General features: G+C 69.1%; 16 protein-coding genes. 7 read left to right on the top strand and 9 right to left on the bottom strand.

Going from position 1 to position 20196, the window contains the following annotated elements:
• Positions 1-148: 148 nt before the first annotated feature.
• Together DDE10_RS07500 and DDE10_RS07505 are read right to left on the bottom strand one after the other, a co-directional pair.
• On the bottom strand, positions 149-1000 hold the full coding sequence (locus tag DDE10_RS07500) for a p-hydroxycinnamoyl CoA hydratase/lyase (protein WP_114952109.1): 852 nt from the start codon (positions 998-1000) through the stop codon (positions 149-151).
• A 13-nt stretch (positions 1001-1013) separates the two neighbouring features.
• Entirely contained in the window at positions 1014-2450 is a 1437-nt protein-coding gene (locus DDE10_RS07505) for an aldehyde dehydrogenase (RefSeq protein ID WP_114952305.1), read from the bottom strand.
• A gap of 98 nt (positions 2451-2548) precedes the next feature.
• Here DDE10_RS07505 and DDE10_RS07510 point away from each other — a divergent pair, with 98 nt between their 5' ends.
• A complete protein-coding gene (locus DDE10_RS07510; RefSeq protein WP_114952110.1) occupies positions 2549-3013 on the top strand; it encodes a MarR family winged helix-turn-helix transcriptional regulator in 465 nt (154 codons plus the stop codon).
• 34 nt (positions 3014-3047) lie between these two features.
• On the opposite strand, the gene DDE10_RS07515 is transcribed toward DDE10_RS07510, so the two are convergent.
• The 4 genes from DDE10_RS07515 to DDE10_RS07530 form a co-directional block, all read right to left on the bottom strand.
• On the bottom strand, positions 3048-5255 hold the full coding sequence (locus tag DDE10_RS07515; protein WP_114952111.1) for a TonB-dependent receptor: 2208 nt from the start codon (positions 5253-5255) through the stop codon (positions 3048-3050).
• A gap of 35 nt (positions 5256-5290) precedes the next feature.
• Entirely contained in the window at positions 5291-6529 is a 1239-nt protein-coding gene (locus DDE10_RS07520) for a serine hydrolase domain-containing protein (RefSeq protein ID WP_284734500.1), read from the bottom strand.
• A 102-nt stretch (positions 6530-6631) separates the two neighbouring features.
• Complete coding sequence (locus tag DDE10_RS07525; protein WP_114952112.1) at positions 6632-7771, bottom strand: hypothetical protein; 1140 nt, start codon at positions 7769-7771, stop codon at positions 6632-6634.
• 87 nt (positions 7772-7858) lie between these two features.
• Complete coding sequence (locus DDE10_RS07530) at positions 7859-8578, bottom strand: 2OG-Fe(II) oxygenase (RefSeq protein ID WP_114952113.1); 720 nt, start codon at positions 8576-8578, stop codon at positions 7859-7861.
• A 226-nt stretch (positions 8579-8804) separates the two neighbouring features.
• On the opposite strand from DDE10_RS07530, the gene DDE10_RS07535 reads away from it, so the two are divergent.
• Both DDE10_RS07535 and DDE10_RS07540 read left to right on the top strand, forming a co-directional pair.
• Complete coding sequence (locus DDE10_RS07535) at positions 8805-9326, top strand: hypothetical protein (RefSeq protein ID WP_114952114.1); 522 nt, start codon at positions 8805-8807, stop codon at positions 9324-9326.
• A 17-nt stretch (positions 9327-9343) separates the two neighbouring features.
• Complete coding sequence (locus tag DDE10_RS07540; RefSeq protein ID WP_114952115.1) at positions 9344-11518, top strand: M10 family metallopeptidase C-terminal domain-containing protein; 2175 nt, start codon at positions 9344-9346, stop codon at positions 11516-11518.
• A gap of 69 nt (positions 11519-11587) precedes the next feature.
• Here the strand turns inward: DDE10_RS07540 and DDE10_RS07545 are convergent, their stop codons facing one another.
• Positions 11588-12286 (bottom strand): pirin family protein, encoded by a 699-nt coding sequence (locus DDE10_RS07545; protein WP_114952307.1) that lies wholly within the window; start codon positions 12284-12286, stop codon positions 11588-11590.
• A gap of 201 nt (positions 12287-12487) precedes the next feature.
• On the opposite strand from DDE10_RS07545, the gene DDE10_RS07550 reads away from it, so the two are divergent.
• Entirely contained in the window at positions 12488-12670 is a 183-nt protein-coding gene (locus DDE10_RS07550) for a hypothetical protein (RefSeq protein WP_114952116.1), read from the top strand.
• Positions 12671-12701: 31 nt separating this feature from the next.
• On the opposite strand, the gene DDE10_RS07555 is transcribed toward DDE10_RS07550, so the two are convergent.
• Positions 12702-13505, bottom strand: coding sequence for a SirB1 family protein (locus DDE10_RS07555; protein WP_114952117.1), 804 nt, complete (start codon positions 13503-13505; stop codon positions 12702-12704).
• An 88-nt stretch (positions 13506-13593) separates the two neighbouring features.
• Positions 13594-15981: a penicillin acylase family protein gene (locus DDE10_RS07560; RefSeq protein WP_490156901.1), complete on the bottom strand. Its 2388-nt coding sequence runs from the start codon at positions 15979-15981 to the stop codon at positions 13594-13596.
• A 323-nt stretch (positions 15982-16304) separates the two neighbouring features.
• Between DDE10_RS07560 and DDE10_RS07565 the strand changes: the two genes are divergently transcribed.
• From DDE10_RS07565 to DDE10_RS07575, 3 genes are all read left to right on the top strand, one after another.
• Positions 16305-16703: a hypothetical protein gene (locus tag DDE10_RS07565; protein ID WP_162806429.1), complete on the top strand. Its 399-nt coding sequence runs from the start codon at positions 16305-16307 to the stop codon at positions 16701-16703.
• Positions 16704-16795: 92 nt separating this feature from the next.
• Positions 16796-18061: a PepSY-associated TM helix domain-containing protein gene (locus DDE10_RS07570; protein WP_284734501.1), complete on the top strand. Its 1266-nt coding sequence runs from the start codon at positions 16796-16798 to the stop codon at positions 18059-18061.
• Positions 18058-20193: a TonB-dependent receptor gene (locus DDE10_RS07575; protein ID WP_114952119.1), complete on the top strand. Its 2136-nt coding sequence runs from the start codon at positions 18058-18060 to the stop codon at positions 20191-20193. The genes DDE10_RS07570 and DDE10_RS07575 overlap by 4 nt, the downstream gene beginning before the upstream one ends.
• The last annotated feature ends 3 nt before the right edge of the window (positions 20194-20196 follow it).

A 20196-nucleotide genomic window follows, 5' to 3' on the forward strand; every position in this document is an offset into this window, starting at 1 on the left:
TCACGCCTGCTTTTCACCCTCTCCCCGGCGGGGAGAGGGCAGGGTGAGGGGGCTCGGCGTCCGTCGCCCATGCGCGCGCGCCGAACGCCTCCGCCCGGCCTCCCCCTCACGGGAGAGGAGAGAATGGGGGGAGGCGCGGCGGGCCCCTTCAGGCATCCGACTCCGCCTTGTCCTGCGACTTGGCGAGATCGTAGCTGGCGAGGCCGGGCTTGTAGCTCTTCTCGTCGATGAACTGACGGATGCCTTCCTTGCGGCCGTCGGTCTTGTCGTGGAAATTGGCCGCTTCCTGCGCGCGGACGAGATAGTCCTCGGCATTGTCGTAGGTCATCTCCTTGACCCGGCGGACCGCGTCCTTGGCCGCCTTGAGCGCCACCGGATTCTTTGCGAGCAAGAGGTTGGCGAGCTCGGTCACCCGCGCTTTCAGGCTATCGGCGGGGACGCTTTCATTGACCAGCTTCCACTGCGCCGCGGTCTTGCCGTCGATCCGCTCGCCGGTGAGCGCGTGATACATGGCGTCGCGCATGCTCAGGAGATCGACGACGACCTTGGTCGCGCCGCCGCCGGGGAGGATTCCCCAGTTGATCTCGGACAGGCCGAACTCGGCCTCGTCGGCGGCGATGGCGAGGTCGCAGGCGAAGAGCGGGCCGTAGCCGCCGCCGAAGCACCAGCCATTGACCATGGCGATGGTCGGCTTCTGGTACCAGCGCAGCCGCCGCCACCAGCCATAGGCCTCGCGCTGCGACTGTCGTACCGCGCCGAGCCCCTTGGCCTCGGTCTCGCGGAAATATTCCTTGAGGTCCATGCCGGCGGACCAGGCGCTGCCCTCGCCGGTCAGCACCAGCACGCCGACATCGTCGCGATATTCCAGCTCGTCGAGCACCTCCGTCATCCGGCGGTTCAGGGTCGGGCTCATGCAGTTGCGCTTTTCGGGGCGGTTGAAGCGCACCCAGGCGATACGGTCCTCGACGTCGTAGGAGACGACGTCCTTCTGGTCGGTCATGGCGGGTCCTCGTTCAGATGGGATAATGGCCGGGCTCGGTGCCGATGGTGATCCAGCGAAGCTCGGTGAAGGCATCGATTCCGGCCTTGCCGCCGAACCGGCCGTAGCCGGAGGCGCCGACGCCGCCGAACGGCATTTGCGGCTCGTCGGCGACGGTGGGGCCGTTGACGTGACAGATGCCCGACCGGACCTGGCGGGCGACGCGAAGGCCGCGGCCGGCGTCACGGGTGAAGACGGCGGCGGAGAGTCCATATTCGCTGTCATTGGCGAGGCGGATCGCGTCGGCCTCGTCCTTGGCCCGGATCATCGCGGTGATCGGGCCGAAGCTCTCGTCGCGATAGAGGTTCATCTCGCTCGTCACGCCGTCGATGACGGTGGCGCACATGAGGACGCCCTCCGACGTGCCGCCGGCGATCGCCGTCGCGCCCTTGGCGAGCGCATCCTCGATGAGCGCATTGACGTGCCCGACGGTGCGCTGGTCGACGACCGCGCCGAGCGGGGTCTTGCCCTCGCGCGGATCGCCGCACGGCATCGCCTTCGCCTTGGCCGCGAACTTCTCCGCGAAGGCGTCGGCCACCGCCTCGACGACGATGATCCGCTCGGTCGACATGCAGATCTGGCCCTGGTTCATGAAGGCGCCGAACGCCGCCGCCTTCACCGCCTCGTCGAGATCGGCATCGTCGAGGACGATGAAGGGCGCCTTGCCGCCGAGCTCGAGCAGGACCGGCTTGAGATGCTCGGCCGCGCGCTTGGCGATGATCCGGCCGACCGCGGTCGATCCGGTGAAGTTGATCCGCCGCACCGCCGGATGATCGATGAGCGCGCCGACGATCTCGCCGGCATCCTCGGGCGCGTTGGTGACGAAATTGACGACGCCGGCCGGGAAGCCGGCTTCGGCGAAAGCTTCGATGATGAGGCCGTGCGTGCGCGGGCACAGCTCGGATCCCTTGAGGATGACCGGATTGCCGCAGGCGAGAGGAACCGCGATCGCGCGCACGCCGAGGATGATCGGGGCGTTCCAGGGGGCGATGCCGAGGATCGGGCCGACCGGCTCGCGCAGCGCCATGGCCAGCTTGCCGGGATGATCGGAGGGTATGACTTCGCCGCCGATCTGGGTGGTGATCGCCGCCGCCTCGCGGACCATGCCCGCGGCGAGCATCAGGTTGAAGCGGGCCCAGCCCTCGGTCGATCCGGTCTCGCTCATCATCGCCGCGACGAAATCACCGGCGCGCGCCTCGAGCGCCGCCGCCGCCTTGCCGAGCAGGGCGCGGCGGGCGTTCGGGCCGGTCGCACCCCAGGCCGCCGCGGCCGCGCCGGCGGCATCGGCCGCCGCCCGCGCATCCTCGATCCCGGCCGCGGCCGCGGCCGTCGCCGGCTCGCCGGTGACCGGATTGTTCCGGGTGAAGGTGCGGCCGCTCGCGGCGCTCTTCTGCTCCCCCGCGATCGTCATTAGGACATTGACCGCTTCAGCCATCTGCCATCTCCTGTTCTGGTCGTTGCATCCGGGATAATGTTGTGTCACATAACAATCAAGTGGATAAAGCAGACATGAACGAGCCCGTCGCCCTCGAGGCGGCCGACGGCCTGGAGGCGAGGAGCGAGCTGCTCGAAGGCCTGATCGGCTATGCCCTGCGCCGCACCACCATCGTCGTCATGGCCGATTTCATCGACGCGATGGAGGGGCTCGGCATGCGGCCGGTGCTGTTCTCGATGCTTGCCGTGATCCGCGAGAATCCCGGCATCAACCAGACGACGCTGGGCCGCGCGCTCGGCATCCAGCGGGCAAATCTCGTCCCCCTGGTCAACGAGCTCATCTCGCGGAGACTCGTCGACCGCCGGCGTCATCCCAAGGACGGCCGCGCCTTCGCCTTGTTCATGAACGGCGAGGGCGGACTTCTCCTCGACGAGGCGATCGCGCGCGTGAGCCGGCACGAGGAAAGGGTGCTTGCCGGCCTCGGCGATGCCGAGCGCCGTCAGCTGCTGACCCTGCTCAACAAGGTCCGCTCCGGCTGACGCCGACAGCAGGGACGAAACGGCGATTCGTGCGTCAGAAGGTGATGCCGATGCGCACGCCGTATTCGCGGGGCGGACCGTAGAATTCGTTGCTTCCGAACTGACCGGAGACGTAGCGCGCGTTGGTGAAATTGGTGCCGAACAGCTCCACCCGCCAGCGGTCGCGCCGGTAGGTCAGCAGCGCCGAGACGAGATGGCGCCCTTCGATCCGGTCGCTCACCGGCGAGAAGCCGAGATAGGTGAATTGCGGCCCCACATAAGCGAAGTTCAGCCGCGGCGTCAGCGTCGCCGCGCCGACCGGAATCTCGTAGTCGACGCCGACATTGTAGGTCCATTTCGGCGCATAGAGATTCGGCTGGCCCGAGATGGTCTGCAGGAACGGGCTATAGTCGAAGCAGACCGGCGGCGAGGAGGGCGTGCCCGCCGGGCATTGCGGTCCCAGCGTTCCGGACGGCAAGTTGCGCGTGTTGACGAAGGTGATGCTGCCGAGCTCCGAATCGAGATAGGCAAGGCTGGCGTCGAAGCCGAGCGGGCCGAACCGGCCCTGCAGCTGGCCTTCGACCCCCGTGATCGTCACCGTCGAGATGTTCTCGACGCCGCTAAACCCGGTGCTGGGCTCGACCACGTTGAACTGGAAGTTCGAGTAGCGGTTGTGGAAGGCGCTGATCTGGGTGCGCAGGCGGCGGTCGAGGAAGGTCGACTTCCAGCCGAGCTCGTAGCTCCACACCACCTCCGGATCGAATTCGGAGCTTGCCGAGTTGAACCCGCCCGGTTTGTAGCCCCGCGCGACGAGAGCGTAGAGCAGATTGTCCTCGTCGGGCTTCCAGTTGAGCGCCGCCTTGCCGGTGACCCGTGCATCCTCGTGCGATCCGGTGAGGTCGCTGACGACGAGGCCGTCGGGCGGGAAGCCGGCAATGCCCCGGCCGATCGTCACCGATCCGGTGCCGGTCGCCTCGTAGGTGGAATAGCGGGCGCCCAGCTGCACCTCGAATTGCGGCGTCAGCTGGTAATTGCCCTGGGCGAACAGGCCGGTGGTGGTGCGCTGGTTGTCGGGCGTGATGTCGGTCGGAAAGCCGCCCTGCAGCTCGTAGATCCGCACCTCGATGTCGTTGCGCTGGAAATAGCCGCCGAGGATCCAGTCGAAGCGTCCGTCGGTCGGCGAGATGACGTTGATTTCCTGGCTGTACTGCCTCTCCCCGGCGAAATAGTCCTGGCTGACATCGCCGCCGGCCGCGAGCGGCGCCTGCGACGCGTCGACGTCGTAGAGATTGTTGATGCGCTTATACTGATAGCCGGTCAGCGAGCGAAGGACGATGCCGCTCGCCAGCTCCTGCCGAAGCTCAAGGCTGGTCATGAAGGCGCGGTCGCGATTGGCGGTCGGCTCGTCGAAGCTCAAGGTGCGGATGTCGCCGACGCGGAAAGGGGCGAAGGTCGTTCCGGCAATCGGACGATAGGCATAGCCCCCGGTCTCGCGGTCGTTGATATGGACCTTGACCAGGGCGCGGAACGAGCCGGGCTCCCAAATCAGGCTGACGCGCGCGCCCTTCTCGTCGAGCGAGCCGGCATCGTTGTCGAACGGCCCGACATCCTCGTAGAAGCTGTCGCGGCGCCGGTAGAAGCCGGCGACGCGCAGCGCCAGCGTGTCGGCGATCGGCAGGTTCAGCGCGCCTTCGGCGGCGACCATGTCATGACTGCCCAGAGCGAGCTCGCCATAACCGCCGAGCGCGCCGAGCTCGGGGTTGCGCGAGTTGATGAAGATGGCGCCGCCGGTCGAATTGCTGCCGACCAAGGTACCCTGCGGACCACGCAGCACCTCGACGCTGGCGAGGTCGTAGAAGCTGTTGGCCTGGACGATCGGCGGCTGGAACAGCCCGTCGACATAGGTGGCGACGCCGGCGGTGACGTTCGGGGAGTCGCTCGCCAGGCCGATGCCGCGGATGTTGACGTTCTGGGTGATGCCGTTGTCGGTGATCGACAGCGACGGCGTCGCGGTCTGGAGGTCGCTGAGCGTGGTGACGGCATTCTGCTCCAGCGCATCCGCGTCGAGCGCGGTGGCGGACACCGGAACGTCCTGCAGGCGCTCGGTGCGACGCTGGGCGGTGACGACGATCTCGGCCAGGCCGTCGTCCTCCGCCTCCTCCGCCTCCTCCGCCGCCGGTGGCGCCGCCTCCTGGGCGAGAGCGGGCGAGAGACCGGCGAAAGCCAGAGCGGCGACGGACGCGGACAGGGTGAACCCCTTCATGCTTTCTCCCCTTCTTTCTCGTTTTCGTTTTCGGATCAGCGCGGCGACCAGGCGGACGCGGCCGCCATGAAGGCGAGCGTCTCCGCGCCGGCAGCCTCTTCGGCGGGCGGGAAGTAGCTGAGCTTGACGACGACCGTCCGGGTCGACGGATCGATGTAGATGAACTGGCCCTGGAGCCCGGCGGCGTAATAGGCGTCCGAGCCGGGCACGGTCCACCATTGGAAGCCGTAGCCGCCCCTCTCCGGATCCTCGTCGAAGGCGGACCGCGTCGACAGCGCCACCCAATCGGCCGGCACGATGCGGCGTCCGTTGGCGACGCCGCCATCGAGCAACATCTGGCCGAAGCGGGCGAAGTCGCGCAGCGTCGCGTTGAAGCCGGCGCCGCTGAACTCGCGGCCGACGCCCGGTGCGCCGTCCATGATGTAGAAGCCGTCGGATTCCGCGCCGAGCGGCTCCCACAGCTGCCGGGCGGTATAGGCGGCGACCGACTGGCCGGTGACGCGCTCGATCAGCCAGCCGAGGACGGCGGTATCGAGCGTCTTGTACTGGAAGACCTCGCCCGGGTCATGCGCGCGCGCGATCGTCCGCGCCGGATCGGCGAAGCGCGACACGTTGGTGACGAGCGCGGCGATATGGTTGCGGGCAGCGACGCCGGGATTGGCGAAGTCGTAGCGTTCCTCGTAATCGACGCCCGAGCGCATCTCGAGCACGTCCCGGATCGACGCCCCGTCATAGCCGCCGCCGCGAAGCTCCGGCAGATAGGCGGTGATCGGGTCGTCGATCGAACGGATATGGCCGTCCGCCAGAGCGCGGCCGACGAGCACCGAGGTGATCGACTTGGTCATCGACCAGCCTATGAATCGGGTGCGATCGTCGCTGTTGTTGCGGTAATGCTCGGCGACGATCCTGCCGTCCTTGATGACGATGAGCGCGTTCGTATAGGTGCGCTCCAATATCTCCTCGCCGCGGCGCTCGGCGCCGCCGTGGCGGTAGGTGAAGTCGAGGGCGCGATCGCGGCGCGGCAGGATCCACGGGGCCCCCGATCGCGCCACTGTCCGCGTCGTGAACAGCGTGTCCATGCTGCGGAAGGTCAACGCGTTCACGTCGCCGTCGAGCATGTGCCAGCGCAAGGTCTGGATCGCGACGGGGACTTCGGACGTCGGCCCATCCCCCAGAGGCGGCGGCAGCGTCTGCTGCGCGCCTGCCGGATTGCCGAGCGCGGCCAGACTGGCGGCCAGCAGCCACGTCAGTCGCAACGTCTTCATCTTGTTCATATTCGCCCCGTCGGCCTCCGCCCATCCTGTGTCCGGAACGAGAGCTAACGGCGCGTGGCGACGGCCCCATATCCCATTTGGGATAGCGGGCCGAAGATCGGGTCAGTGCAGGCGGGGCAGGGTCTGCGCGATCACCGAGCCGCAGAGCTGGCGCATCAGCTCCGCCTGCTTGGGGGCCTGGGTCTTGGCGAGCACCTGCTTGAGCTGGATGCGCGCCGTCCCGACCGAGATGCCGCGGCTCTGCGAGTAGCTCGAGACCGAGACGCCGGCGGCGAGCGCGGCGGCGAGACGCGCCTCCGCCGGCGAAAGGCTGAAGAGCCGCATCAGATCCTCCGGGTCGATCGGCAGCTGCGCCCCCGGACGGGACAGGAAGATCGCCCGCAACGCCCGCGGCGGCCCGGGCCGCCCGGGACGCGACGTGCCGTCCATCGGCGCGCACAATATCTGCAACGCGTCCTCGTCGGCGTCGCCGATCACGGAGACGTGGCGGCTGACATCCGCACCCGGCGCCACACCGAGCATGCTGCGCAGCGCGGCCGCGTCCGCGGTGCGCAGGCAGCTGAGCTTTCCCCCACGCAGCTTCAGGAAAGGAGAACCGCTCATGACCTGCTCGGCGCTTCGGTTCATCCAGTGCACGTTGCCAGCGGCGTCGCACAGGATGAGTCCGGTGCGGACGAGGTCGAAGGCCTGCTCGAGCGCGTCGGTCCGAAGGCGTGCCTCATCGATCGCCGCGGCAAGACGCATCGCCTGGCGGAGATGGGGGAGCAGCCCTTCCAGCAGGCCTTCGTCGGCCGCGTCGAAATCCCGGCCGTCGGCGAGACTCTTGTGCATGATCAGCGAGAAGGAGCGCTCGGGGCCGAGCTCGAAGGTGACGCAGATCGACCGGCCGAGGCCGATCGCGGCAAGGCCGGCGCGAAGGCGCGCGAAATGCGGGCTGCGCGATTCGAAACGGTCGCCGTCGCGGACGATGTTCTTCGGCCGCCATGCGCCCAGGCGGAGATCCAGGCGGGGATTGTCCTCGTTGTTCACGTGCCGGTCGTGGAGCTCGGCATGGGCCAGCGAATAGGAATCCCGGGCCGTCCAGACCGGACGGAGACGGTCGCCGTCGCGCTCGAGGATCTGGGCTGCGGCGTTGCGCACCGACATGTCGGCGCAAAGGGTGTCGAGGACGCCGATCCACCGGTCCGCATCTTCGGGCGTCGCGTACAGCCCCGGCAGGAGCCGGTCGAGATTCGTCCCCAAGCTACTCTCCTGTTTTTGCGCAAGGATTGATATGGCGCATAACAGAAGTCAATGACCGCCCGGGCCGGGCGTGCACCTGGCTCGGCGTCAGCCGGCCGGATCCGCCCGCAGCCAGCCGGTGACCGCATAGCGCGGATGCGGCGCGATCGGGTTCACGTAGCTGACGCTGTGCGCCTGCGGCACCGCGAACAGGGTCAGGGCGTTGAAGCGCGGCATGAACCCGCGCGAGACGTTACCGTCGCGCTCGTGGAAGAGCAGCAGCCCGCCATATTCGGCCCGCCAGTCCGGCGTCAGGTTGAGGACATAGGCGGCGCGCCGATGCTGGGCGTCGATGCGGTCGTCATGCGCGGTCAGGAAGTGGCCGGGCGAATAGCGGCTGGCATGGACGTCGGCGAAGGCGATGTCTTCGAAGCCGGTCACCGCCCGAAAGAAGGCGATCATCGCGCTCGAGCAGAGGAAGGCCTCGAGCGCGGCGAGCGGACCGGCCGGCCGCACCTCGCCGCGCGGCGGGAGCCGGATGGTGTCGTAGCAGAATTGGAAGCCGGCCCGGGCACCGCGGACCACCTCCTGGGAGAGCGCGGCGCGGTCGGCGGGGTCGAGCGCGGCCAAGGCCGCCTCCCGATAATCGAGGATCCGTTCGCCCTTGTTCAGGGTGAGCACCCAATCGCGGCGGGACGACAGGGCGCGCAGCAGGCCGGCCGCGCAGGCGCCGTCCAGGAAGCCGTCGATCTGCAGCCTGCCGGCCCGTGCGAACATCGGCGCCAGCCGGTCCGCATCGAGTCCTTCGGCGAGGGAGAAGGCGGCCATGAGGCGGCTTAGCCCGGCCCCGGCCGCCGTGCCAGCGCGGGATGAGGACGGCGCGAGTCCCGATTTGGCACGGAGGCGAAATATTGGTTAATTCATTTTGACATTTGGATTTTTCGGCGCCACGGTTTGGCCTCATGGACCAAGATTCGGCCCCGACCGGGTGCCGGGATCGGCAGTTCCACTGAATTCGGAAAGCCTGGACGCACCCTCAGGGGCAAGGGGATTTGTGGTCGGCAATGTGGGCGAGTCACTGGCGGCGTTCGTGTCCCTGTGCGCATCGGCGTCCATGGCGATGACGCCGCCGCTCGTCGCCAATGCCGATCCGAGCTGGCGCGGCGTCGACCGGCTCGACATCCTCGCTCAACTGTCCGGCCCGATCGACGAAAACTTTCCCGCGGACGGCTTTTGCGAGCGCGTGCGGCGGATCGCCGCCGAGGGCGCGCCCGTGCCGGTGCGATGCGTCTCGATCGGCGAGGCGATGGCGGCCGAGGGTTCCGCGTCCGCGCTCGTCGTCGTGCAGGGTGCGATCCAGCCGCTGGGCGGCGAACGCGTCCTGATCGTCGCCGCGCGAAGGACGGCCTCCGCCGGGCTCGAGCCCGGCCCCCTCTATCTCGGCGCCGCGCCGCGGGCCGCGCGGCTCGCCGGCCCAGCGGCGGCGACGGACGAGGCGGAAGCGGCGCTGCGCGGCGCGCTCACCGAAATCCTGCCCTGGCTGGGCCATGACCGGATGAACGAAACCCACGAATGACGAACGGGAGGAAATGAATGAGCATTACCAGACAGTTTCGTAGCCTCGACGACGGCTATCACGGCGATCTCCCGACCGAGCGGCTCGGATCTGGAGATATCTTCACGGCGCAGGAATATGCGAACATCCTGCTCGGCGGCTATTTCCCGGTGAACCCGCTGCAGGGCTCGGTCGACGGCCAGGGCGGCACGATCCGCGGCAAGCCGGTCTTCACCATCGAGGAAGCCGCCTTCCAGCTCAATCGCGGCGACGGCCCGATCTTCTTCGAGGGCGAATATTACAATTCCGGCGCCAACTGGGCGGGTGCCACCGGCACGGCCGACAATGAATGGTATTTCCTCGCCAACTCGAAGGGCACCGCGCCCGGCGCGCCGCTGACCGAGCTGTCCTTCGGCTTCTACGAGACCCAGGCCACGCTGCCCGAGCCCTACGTCTATCGCAATACGGCCGGCAATCTCGTGCTCGGAATGGCGCAGGCGGCCGGCTTCTCGGCGCTCGACGCCGCGCAGCGCGACGCCGCCCGCACCGCGATCCAGACCTGGGACGATCTGATGAACGTCAGCTTCGTCGAGGAGCATTTCTCTGAAGCCGACATCAACTTCATGAACACGACAACGGGGCCGGCCCAGGCCTCCGCCTATCTGCCCTATGATTACGGCGAGTCGACCACGAAGAATTTCGAAGGCGACAACGTCTCCTTCTACGAGATTTCGGGCGACATCTTCATCAACCCGAACCAGGCCAGCAACCACCAGTTCCTGCCGGGCCAATATGGGCTGAACACGCTCGTGCACGAGCTCGGCCACTCCCTCGGGCTCGAGCATCCGGGTGCCTATAATTTTGGCCCGGGCTTCGACGTGATCTACGAGAACGGCGCCGAATATTACCAGGATTCGCGCATGTACTCGATCATGTCCTACTGGGACGCGGAAGAGACCGGCGCCAGCAACGTCAACTGGGAGTTCCTGACATACAATTATCAGGCGACCCCGATGGTGCACGATATCGCCGCCATCCAGCGCATCTACGGCGCGGACATGACCACCCGCACCGGCGACACCACCTACGGCTTCAACAGCAATGCCGGCCGTGACTATTACGACTTCGAGCTGACCGCGACCCCGGTGGTGTCGATCTGGGATGCCGGCGGCAAGGATACGCTCGACCTGTCGGGCTACGACACGCGGTCGATCATCAACCTCAATCCGGGCTCCTACAGCAGCGCCGGCGGCTTCTATTCGGAAGAGCTTCCGACGCTGGCCGAGATCAATGCGCGTCGCGCCGAGGCCGGGCTCGCGCCCCGTACCCAGGCGCAATACGACACCTATATCGAGCTGTTCGGCGAAGGGTATACCGACGGCCTGATGCGCGACAATATCGGCATCGCCTATGGCGCGTGGATCGAGAATGCGATCGGCGGGTCGGGCGATGACCTCATCATCGGCAATGCCACCGTCAACCTGCTCGATGGCGGCGCCGGTTTCGATACGGTCAGCTATCAGGGTGCCAAGGCCGGCGTCACCATCCAGGTGGCGATCAATCGGGGCACGGGCGGCGATGCGGCGGGCGACCGCTACGTCAATATCGAAGCCTATGAGGGCAGCCATTTCGCCGACACGCTCCAGGGCGGCAATGGCGGGGACACCCTGTCGGGTCTCGGCGGCAACGATATGCTGATCGGCGGCAACGAGTCCGACACGCTCGACGGCGGCGCCGACAATGACACGCTCGATGGCGGCAACCATGACGACGTTCTCGACGGCGGCGATGGCAATGATGTCCTCAACGGCGGCAATCATTTCGACCAGCTGTTCGGCGGCGCCGGCAACGACACGCTCAACGGCGGCAACCACAATGACGTGCTGAACGGCGGCGCGGGCGACGATGTCCTCACCGGGGGCAACCACAACGACGTCTTCGCCTTCACCGATCTCGGCGGCACCGACGTCATCACCGACTTCCGGCGCGGCCAGGACAAGATCGACCTGTCCGGTCTCGACGCGGTGAACGGCGGCAGCGACGACTCGTTCAGCTGGATCGGTTCGGGCGCTTTCTCCGGCTCCGCCGGCGAGCTGCGCGCCTACAGCTCGGGGGGAAGCAGCTTCCTCGCCGGCGACACCGATGGTGACGGGGTTGCCGACTTCATGATCCAGACCAACGTGCTGATCATCAACACCGACATCGTCCTCTGATCCGATCGATCGAATGGGAGGCGCTCCGGACGAAAGTCCGGGGCGCCTTTTCCTTGTCCGGTCGGCGGCTCAGGCGAGGTCGAGGAGCAGCAGCTCGACTTCGGTGTCGGCGATGATCTCGACGGCCGGCTGCGCCTCGACCGCGGCACCGTCGCCCTCGCGCATCTCGGTGCCGTCGAGGGCGACGAGCCCGCGCACGACCTGCAGCCACAGGCCGCGGCCCGCCGCGATGTCGCGGCGCAGGCGGCGGCCCTCGTCGAGACGGGCGAGGAACACACAGGCATCCTGGTGGAGGGCGAGCACCCCGTCTCCGCCGTCCGGCGCGGCGATAGCGATCCAGCGATTGCGCTGCGCCCGTGGCGGGAAGCTCTGCTGCCGATAAGCCGATGGCAGCCCGAGGCGATCGGGAATGATCCAGATCTGCAGGAAATGCGCGCGCGACTCGGTGCCGGCATTCATCTCGCTATGGGTGATTCCGGTGCCGGCGGTCATCAGCTGGACGTCGCCGGCACGGATGCGGGCGACGTTGCCAAGGCTGTCGCGATGCTCGAGCTCGCCTTCGAGCACGTAGGTGAGGATCTCCATGTCCCGATGGTCGTGCGCGGGAAAGCCGGCGGACGGCACCAGCCGATCCTCGTTGAGCACCCTGAGGCTTCGAAAGCCCATCTGCCTGGGATCGACATAGTCGCCGAACGAGAAAGTGTGGAAGCTGTCGATCATGCCGCCGGCATGGCGTCCGCGCGCGCCGCGGTCCCGGAATCGAATCATGCCCGCCTCGTCCGGGGCGGCCGCGCCGCGGTCAAGGACCAATGCTCGCCCGGCCCGGAGCCTTCGTCCCGTCGCGGAGCCCGCGGCCAAGCCCCCGGCATGTCGACGAATTTTTCGGCCGCGCTTAACCAGGATGAATGCGAAGCGCCGCCACCTCGCTGAATATCTATGGCTAAGTCTATGAACAGGGGGCGAAAAGCCATGATGCAAGAGGATCACGCCTATCATTCGGAACGGGCGCTTCGCGAGCTTCACCTGGGGCTGACATCATCCTCGGTCGCGGCGGCGCGTGCCCATCTCCAGCTCTCTTCTCTGCATATGAAGAAGGTATGCGACGCGGCGGGACCGGCCGGAAGGCGGCGGCCGCTCTTCATCATCGACTGAGGCCGGCCGGGAGGGGCGGCAAGCGGCCGCCTCAGGTCCCCGCCAGCGCGTCCAGCGCGGCGCAGACGTGGGTGCGCAGCGACGGGTCGCGCGTGGTCTCCAGCATCGCGCTGAGGCTGGCCCTTGCGGCGGCGACGTCGCGATCGACCAGCTCCAGCCGCGCGCGCTCCCACCAGCCATAGGCATAAGAAGGCGCCACCGTCGTGATCCGCCGATAGATTTCGAGCGCGCGCGGTGCTTGCCGCGCCTGCTCCGCCCGCGTCGCCTGGTTCATCAGCAGGCGCACCAGCACCGCCCGGTTCGACATCGGCGCGAGGTGCTCGGCCGCAGGCGCGCTTCCCTGGCCGAGGACGGCGGAGAGCAGGCCGGCGAGCTGCTCCGCCCCGACCCGGACGCCGCCGTTGAACGGATCGACGAGGATCGTCTCCTCCTCGCTGACGCTGACCAGCACGTGCCCGGGCGTGTTGAGCGCCTGCACCGACCAGCCGACCCGCCGGCCCAGGCCGACATAGAGAATGGCCAGCGCCACCGGCATGCCGCGCCGCCGGTCGATGACGCGGATCAGGTCGGCATTGGCGGGATCGTCATAATTGTCGCGATCGCCGCCGAAGCCGTGGACTCCGCCGATGATCTCGGCGAGCAGGCTCGCCTGGTCCGCGGCCCTGATCGCCGCGCCGGCCCCTGCCAGCAGGTCGATCGCGATCTCGCCCAGCGCGTCGACATAGTCGCCGATCGCGGCGCCCGGATGATCGAGCGCGGCGATCTCGAGCGCGGCGAGGTCCAACGCGATCGCCTCGTCGTCGACCATGCCGAGATGGGCGATCTCCTGGATCATGATCGGGAGACGAGCGGCGGACGCGCCGGTTCCGCATGCCCTCCGGTCATCGATGCATCATCGCGCGGCGGAGCAGGCGTCGATGGGCTCAGGGTCGGAGCACGGTCCGGCGCGCAGCCTGCGCGTCGACGGCGGCGCGGCTGAACGGCATCGGCTGCATTTCGCCGGCGATCCAGGGGGCGTAGAGGTCGCGATAATGCGGCGAGCGCGGATCGTTCGACTGGCCGGGCAGGTTCAGCATCAGCGAATTGTCCCAATTGCCGACGTCGATCACCTGGAGATAGCTGGCGCCGCCCCCGACCTGCCAGCCGGAGCCGCGCACCCATCGCGCCATGACCGTGTAGGAATCGCCGCCCGATCCGCCGCCTTCGATCGGCGGGAAGGCGGCGGCGATGGCGGGAATGCGCGACAGCGGATGACGGATGCGGACCTGGTGCAGATTTCCCCAGCGCCAGGCCGCGGGATCGGGCCCGAGCTGCTCGCGCGCCGCGTTCCAGGCGGCGGCGAGCGCCGCGTCGAACATCGCGTCGCGGGCCGCCTCGGGATCCCGACCGAGCCGCGCGTCCGGCTCGGCGAGCAGCCCGAGCAGCACCGACGGCGCGATCTCGTCGACCAGGGCGCGCGCGCGCTCGGGCACGATCGCGGCGAGCATCCGGTTGCCGAGCTCCCGCCACAGGAGCTGGAACAAGGCCGCGGCGGCGCTGTCGGCGTCGAGCCGCGCATCCCAGCCGCGGAGCAGGGCGATCGCCGGCCCCGCTTGGGCCGAGCCGCGCGCCGGCAGCAGGGCGATCAGCTGCCGCGCCGGCGTCGACAGCGTGTCCTCGAGCAGAGCGAGGCTGTCGGCGATGCCGTGGCGCGGCTGCGACGAAAGCACCTCGGCGATCCGATCGTAGCGATAGGGATCGCGGAAGGAGAAAGCGGGGATGCGGTCGCGCGGCCAGCCCTCGGGGAGATTGTTCTGGTTGGCCGATGCGAACCATCCCTTGGCGGGATTATATTCGCTCGGCAGCGACCGGAAATCTCGAAGGCCGGTCCAGTCGTAGCGGCCGTCGCCCGGCACCGGCATCAGGCCATCGCCGCGGCGGCGGACCGGCATGAAGCCGATCACCTGCCAACCGTGATTTCCGTCCACGTCGGCATAATGGAAATTGGTCGGCGACGGGTGGAAGCGGAAGGCGTCGCTTAGGCTCGCCCAGTCGCGGGCGAGGTTGATCGCGATCATCGCGAAGGCGCCGCTGGCGCCCGGCTGGAGCTCGACCGCGGCGAGCGCGGTGGCGCGGCGACGGGCGGGATCGTGCGAGACGACCGGACCCTGGGCGGCGTAGCGCAAGGTCGCCGCCCGCGGCGGCGCATCCTTCACCGTTATGGAGACCTCGACGCGCTCGAAGGTCCGCCAGCCGTCCTGGTGACGGTATCGCTCCGGATCGTCGGGATGGAGCTCGAGGACGAACAGATCCTCCTGGTCGATATGGAAATTGGTGCGGCCGAACGCGAACCGGTCGGTATGGCCCTGCATGATACCGGGCAGGCCGGGCGCGCCGCCGCCGATCACGTCCAGCCCGGGCGCGCTCAGATGGGCGACGTGGCGCGGGCCGAAGCCGCCGATGCCGAGATGCGGATCGTTGGCGAGGATCGGCCGTCCGGTCGCGCTGCGCGCCGGCCCGACCGTCCAGGCATTGCTGCCGGCATTGGCGCGCGCCTGTGCGGCGGCGGCGGCGGCCGGGGAGGGGAGGGCGTCAGGGACGAGCGATCCGAACGGCAGCCCGCCGAGGCGGAGCACGCCGAGATCGGCCTCGGTCACGGCGGCGGCGTCGAGGCCCTCGGGCACGCTCAACGTCCAGGCCGGGCGCAGCGGCGCCATCACGGCATCGAGATCGAGGAGCCCCATTCCGGCGAGCCGGGCGCGGCGCACCTCGTCCTCGACGCCCCCGAAAGAGGAGCCGCGGGCGAGCACCATGTCGCGCAGATCCCATTTGAGAGGGGTGACGCCGAGCAGGCCATATTCCAGCGGCGCCAAGGCGGGATCGGCCAGCACCTCGTCGATGCGCGCGTTGACGCCGGCGACATAGGCGCGGGCGCAGGCGAGGATGTGCTCCGGCACGCGGGCCAGCTCCGCCTCGACGTCGCCGCGGAACAGGAACAGCCGCGCCGCGGCGTCATGGCTGGCGAACTCGGCGCCGAACGCCTCGGCGAGCCGCCCCATCTCTCGCCGGTGGGCGAGGTCGATCTGGAACAGGCGGTCGCGGGCGACGACATAGCCCTGGCCGAAGAAGGCGTCGGGAATCGAACCGGCGCGGATGTGCGGCACGCCGAGGCGGTCGTCGACGATCTCGATATCGCCCGACAGGCCGGCGGCGGAGACGCGCTGCGTCCGCGACACCGGAACCGTCGCGGCGGCGACGCCTGCGGCCGGCAGGAGCGCCATCGTCGCGGCCGAGCCGAGCAGGAACGAGCGGCGGTCGAGCATGGCCTTCATCTCCGTTCGTGACGGCCCAGCCTAGCCGCCGGCAGCGGCGGGCGTCACATGACAAGGGGTCGGGCGGTCATAGGGACAGGCTATGGCCGGCGCAGCGGAAGCCGCAGGGGGCTCCGCAGCTCGAACGTCGTCCGGCGTCGGAACGCCCTCACCCCGGCCCACTTTTTCCGGAGAGAGGAAGCGCGGCGCCGCCAGGCTGCAAAGTCGCGCCCCGGCGCCGACCCGGCCCGCGCGGCGCCTGCCGCCGCCTTCGAGCCCGCCAGGGTGGCGGCCCACACATTTCCCAGGGAGACATAGCGCGGTCACCGGATTATGGCCCGGCCATGACCAGGAGCGATCAGGGACGGCGAGCGGCGCGAGCCATGCTGGCCGTCGCCTTTGCGCTCGCTTTGTCGCTCCGCCTCGCTTTGCCGGCCGGCCTGATGCCGGTGCAGACCGCACAGGGACTGGTCGTCAGCCTGTGCGGCGGCATGGCCGGGGCGACGATCGTCGTCGATGTCGGACTCGGCGAGGATCCCGACCAGCCCGGACAAGAACGGCCGGCCCAGCCCTGCGCCTTTGCCTTGCTCGGCGCCCCGGCCGTCGCCGGGGATGCGCCGGTCGCGCCGGCGCCGCCGGCGAGCGTTCCGCTCGCGCTGGCGGTGCCGCCGTTGCATCGGATCGACGTCCCGCGGCGGGCCTTTCTCGTCCCGCCGCTCCGGGGACCGCCCGCTCTGGCCTGAGCCGGAGCCGCCCGTCCCGCAAGGCCGCCTGGGCCACCCTTTCTCCGGCTTCCTCCGTCCTTTGGTCCGCATTTCTGTCGGAGCCCCAAGCCGTGACCTTCCAGTCGCCTGCCTCGTCGGTGGCGCCGCGCCCGGCCGCCATCACCCCTCAACCCGTGCCCGCCGTCCGTGCCGGCACCCGTCGCCGGGCCGGCGGGACCGCCGCCCGCCGGACCCGCGCCTTGCTGCGCCAGCTTCATCTGTGGATGGGGCTCGTCATCGGTCTTCCGTTCGCGCTGCTGGGCCTCACCGGATCCGCCCTGGTCTTCTACGTCGAGATCGACGCGCTGCTGACGCCCGAGATCCGCGCCGCAAGCGAGGCGCCCGCCCCGGACTGGTCGTCCCCCGCCTGGGATCGGGCGCTGGCGACCGTGCAGGCGGCCTGGCCGGACAGGATCGGCAAATGGACGTTCGAGGCCAATGGCGAGCCCGGCGCGATCCCGGCGCGCTTCTACGAGGCCGCCGGCGTCCACGGGCACGGCGCCCGGCCGCTGATGGTCTGGGTCTCCGCGGACGGGTCGCGCGTCGTGCGTCACGCCCGCTGGGGCGACTATCTGATGACCTGGTTCTACGACGTGCACCGCAACCTGCTCGCCGGGGACACCGGCAACCGGGTCGTCGGCTGGCTCGGCGTGGCGATGCTGCTGCTGCTCGCCACCGGAATGGCCGCGTGGTGGCCGCGCGGGAGCTGGCGCAAGGCACTGGCCTTCAGGCGCGCCGCGCCGCCGCTGCGCCGGCTGCGCGACCTCCACAAGCTGCTCGGCCTGTCGACCCTCGCGCTGCTGTTCGTCCTGACCGCGACCGGGGCGCTGCTCGCGCTTCCGGCCGAGCGGGACCTGCTGCTCGACCGGACGGTGGCGCCGGTCGTGCCGGTGCCGGCGCCGGTCTCGGCCCCGCCGTCGGGCCGGCGGATAGCGATCGTCCAGGCGCTCGCCGCCGCGCGCCAGGCGCTACCCGACGCCCGGCTCGCCTGGATCGACGTGCCCGGCGCTCCGGAGGGGGTCTTCCGCCTTCGCGTCCAGGTGCCCGGCGATCCGAACCGACGCTTCCCCCAGAGCTACGTCTTCGTCGACCAATATTCGGGCACCGTGCTCGCCGTCCACGACATGCGCCGCGGGACCGCGTCCACCACCGCCGCCGCCTGGCTGCGCCCGCTCCACGACGCATCGGTCGGCGGGCTGGCGACCCGGATCCTCGGCGTTGTCGTCGGCCTCGTGCCGGCGGCGCTCTTCCTCACCGGCCTGCTCCGCTGGCGGCGACGGCGCGCCGCCGCCTCCGTCCGCCCGGTCCGACCTTCCGAAGAGAGGACAAATCCATGAAAGCCTCCCTCATCGCCCTTTCCGCCTCTCTCTTCGCCTCGCCCGCTTTGGCAGCCGGATCGGGCGACGCCTCGGCCGGCGAGACCGTCCTCGTGACCGGCACGCGCGCCGAGCTCCAATCGGGCGGACGGCTCGACCTCAACCCGGACGAGATGCCGGCGACGATCGACATCCTCACCCAGGAGGATTTCCAGATCGAGGGCGCCCGCTCCGCGATCGAGGCGATGAACGCCGCGCCGGGCGTTCTCGCCGGAAACCTTCACGGATCGGTCGGCTCGGTCTCGATGCGCGGTTTCCACCGTGCGACCAACTATCTCTATGACGGCGTGCGCATGGCGAATTCGGATGTGGCCCTGCGCAACTGGGACAGCTGGAGCTTCGACCGGATCGAGGTCATCAAGGGGCCGGATTCGGTGACATCGGGGGAGGGGGCGCTGGCCGGCGCGATCAACTTCGTGCCGCGGCGGCCGAGCCTGCACGCCGCCGCCGGCGAGCTGCTCGCCAGCTATGGCAGCTTCGATACCGTCCGGATCGCCGGCGACGTCAACCTTCCGGTGGAGGCGCGCGCCGCTATGCGCGCCAGCGCCTCCTATGCGCGCTCGTCCGGCTGGATCGACGACGGGGACTCCGACAGTCTCGCCGCCACCTTCTCCTTTCTCGTCGAGCCCACCGCCGGCCTGTCGATCACCTTGTCGGCCGACTATTTCGAGGACGATTTCTCGACCGCTTATTACGGCACGCCATTGGTGCCGCGCGACGTCGCCCGCGACCCTTCCCGAGCCGTCTCGGGAAGCGCCGGGCTGGTGCTCGACCGCGCGATGCGGCGCGTCAATTTCGACGTGACCGACGGCCGGGTGGGATCGGACAGCCTGTGGCTGCGCGCGCGAGCGGCATATCGGCTGTCGGAAGGCTGGCGGCTGACCGGCGACACCAGCTGGTACCATTCGAGCCGGCTGTGGCGCGATGCCGACGAATATGTGTTCAACGCCGTCACCGGGCTGGTCGACCGCGGCCTCTCGCTCATCACGCACGAGCACCGTTTCTGGAACCAGCGGGTGAGCCTGTCCTCGGACGGCCGGATCGGTGGCCGGCGCAACCGGTTCGCGATCGGAATAGAGGCCGGCGGCACCGACTTCTTCACCCGGAGGCGGTTCGGCCGGACCGCCGGCGTCGATCCGTTCGAGCCGGTGCGCGGCGTCTTCCCGGCCGACACGCCCGCCGACTTCGCTACCCGGCAGGATGTGGAGGCCGAGGTCGGCGCGGTCTCGGTCTTCGCCGAGAATGCCTTCGATCTGACGGCGGACTGGCTGCTGGTCGGCGGACTCCGCTACGACGACATCCGGCTCGACCGCCGGGTGACGAATGCGACGAGCGGCGCCGCCTCGAGCTACGGCCAGGACTATCATCCGGTCACCTGGCGAGTCGGCACCGTCTACACCTTGCGGCCGCGGACCCAGCTCTATGCGCACTATAGCCGGGCGGTGACGCCGATCGGCGGCTTGCTGTTCCTGAGCGCCGCCAATGCCGCCTTCGACCTCACCACCGGCGAATCCTGGGAGGCCGGGATCAAGGCACCGATCGGTCACGGTCGCGTGCAGATGACCGCCTCGGTCTTCCACATCCGCCAGGACGACATCCTCACCCGCGACCCCGCCGATCCCGCGATCGTCTTCCAGGGCGGGAGCCAGATTTCGACCGGCGCCGAAGCCACTTTGAGCTGGACGATCACCGAAGAGCTTGCCGCGAGGTTCAGCGCCACCTTGCTCGAGGCGGAGCTCGTCGATCTCGTCGAGGCTGGAGGGATCGACCGGTCGGGAAACCGGCCGCCCAACGTGCCCGAGCGGCTGGCGGACCTCGTGGTCACCTATCGGCCGCAGGCGCTGCCGGTCGCCTTCACCGGCATCGTCCGGCACAATGGCGCCTTCTACACCGCCAACGCCAACACGATCAGGGTGAACGCCTCGACGACCTTCGACGCGGCGGTCGCCTGGGAGGCGCCGTTCGGGACGCTGACGCTGCGCGGCCGCAACCTCGCCGACAGCTTTCACGCGGAATGGTCCGGCTATGCCGCCGGCCTCGTTTTCGTCGCCGCGCCGCGCAGCTTCGAGCTGTCGTTCACGAGGAGATTCTGAGCG

The sequence above is a fragment of the Sphingosinicella terrae genome (assembly GCF_003347635.1).
Classification (GTDB): Bacteria; Pseudomonadota; Alphaproteobacteria; order Sphingomonadales; family Sphingomonadaceae; genus Allosphingosinicella; species Allosphingosinicella terrae.

Bases quoted from the DNA above. Each gene is read 5' to 3' on its own strand.
- DDE10_RS07510 (WP_114952110.1), top strand. From the start codon at position 2,549: ATGAACGAGCCCGTCGCCCTCGAGGCGGCCGACGGCCTGGAGGCGAGG.
- DDE10_RS07515 (WP_114952111.1), bottom strand. From the start codon at position 5,255: ATGAAGGGGTTCACCCTGTCCGCGTCCGTCGCCGCTCTGGCTTTCGCC.
- DDE10_RS07500 (WP_114952109.1), bottom strand. From the start codon at position 1,000: ATGACCGACCAGAAGGACGTCGTCTCCTACGACGTCGAGGACCGTATC.
- DDE10_RS07560 (WP_490156901.1), bottom strand. From the start codon at position 15,981: ATGAAGGCCATGCTCGACCGCCGCTCGTTCCTGCTCGGCTCGGCCGCG.
- DDE10_RS07520 (WP_284734500.1), bottom strand. From the start codon at position 6,529: ATGAACAAGATGAAGACGTTGCGACTGACGTGGCTGCTGGCCGCCAGT.
- DDE10_RS07575 (WP_114952119.1), top strand. From the start codon at position 18,058: ATGAAAGCCTCCCTCATCGCCCTTTCCGCCTCTCTCTTCGCCTCGCCC.
- DDE10_RS07555 (WP_114952117.1), bottom strand. From the start codon at position 13,505: ATGATCCAGGAGATCGCCCATCTCGGCATGGTCGACGACGAGGCGATC.
- DDE10_RS07550 (WP_114952116.1), top strand. From the start codon at position 12,488: ATGATGCAAGAGGATCACGCCTATCATTCGGAACGGGCGCTTCGCGAG.
- DDE10_RS07540 (WP_114952115.1), top strand. From the start codon at position 9,344: ATGAGCATTACCAGACAGTTTCGTAGCCTCGACGACGGCTATCACGGC.
- DDE10_RS07505 (WP_114952305.1), bottom strand. From the start codon at position 2,450: ATGACGATCGCGGGGGAGCAGAAGAGCGCCGCGAGCGGCCGCACCTTC.
- DDE10_RS07545 (WP_114952307.1), bottom strand. From the start codon at position 12,286: ATGATTCGATTCCGGGACCGCGGCGCGCGCGGACGCCATGCCGGCGGC.
- DDE10_RS07530 (WP_114952113.1), bottom strand. From the start codon at position 8,578: ATGGCCGCCTTCTCCCTCGCCGAAGGACTCGATGCGGACCGGCTGGCG.
- DDE10_RS07565 (WP_162806429.1), top strand. From the start codon at position 16,305: ATGACCAGGAGCGATCAGGGACGGCGAGCGGCGCGAGCCATGCTGGCC.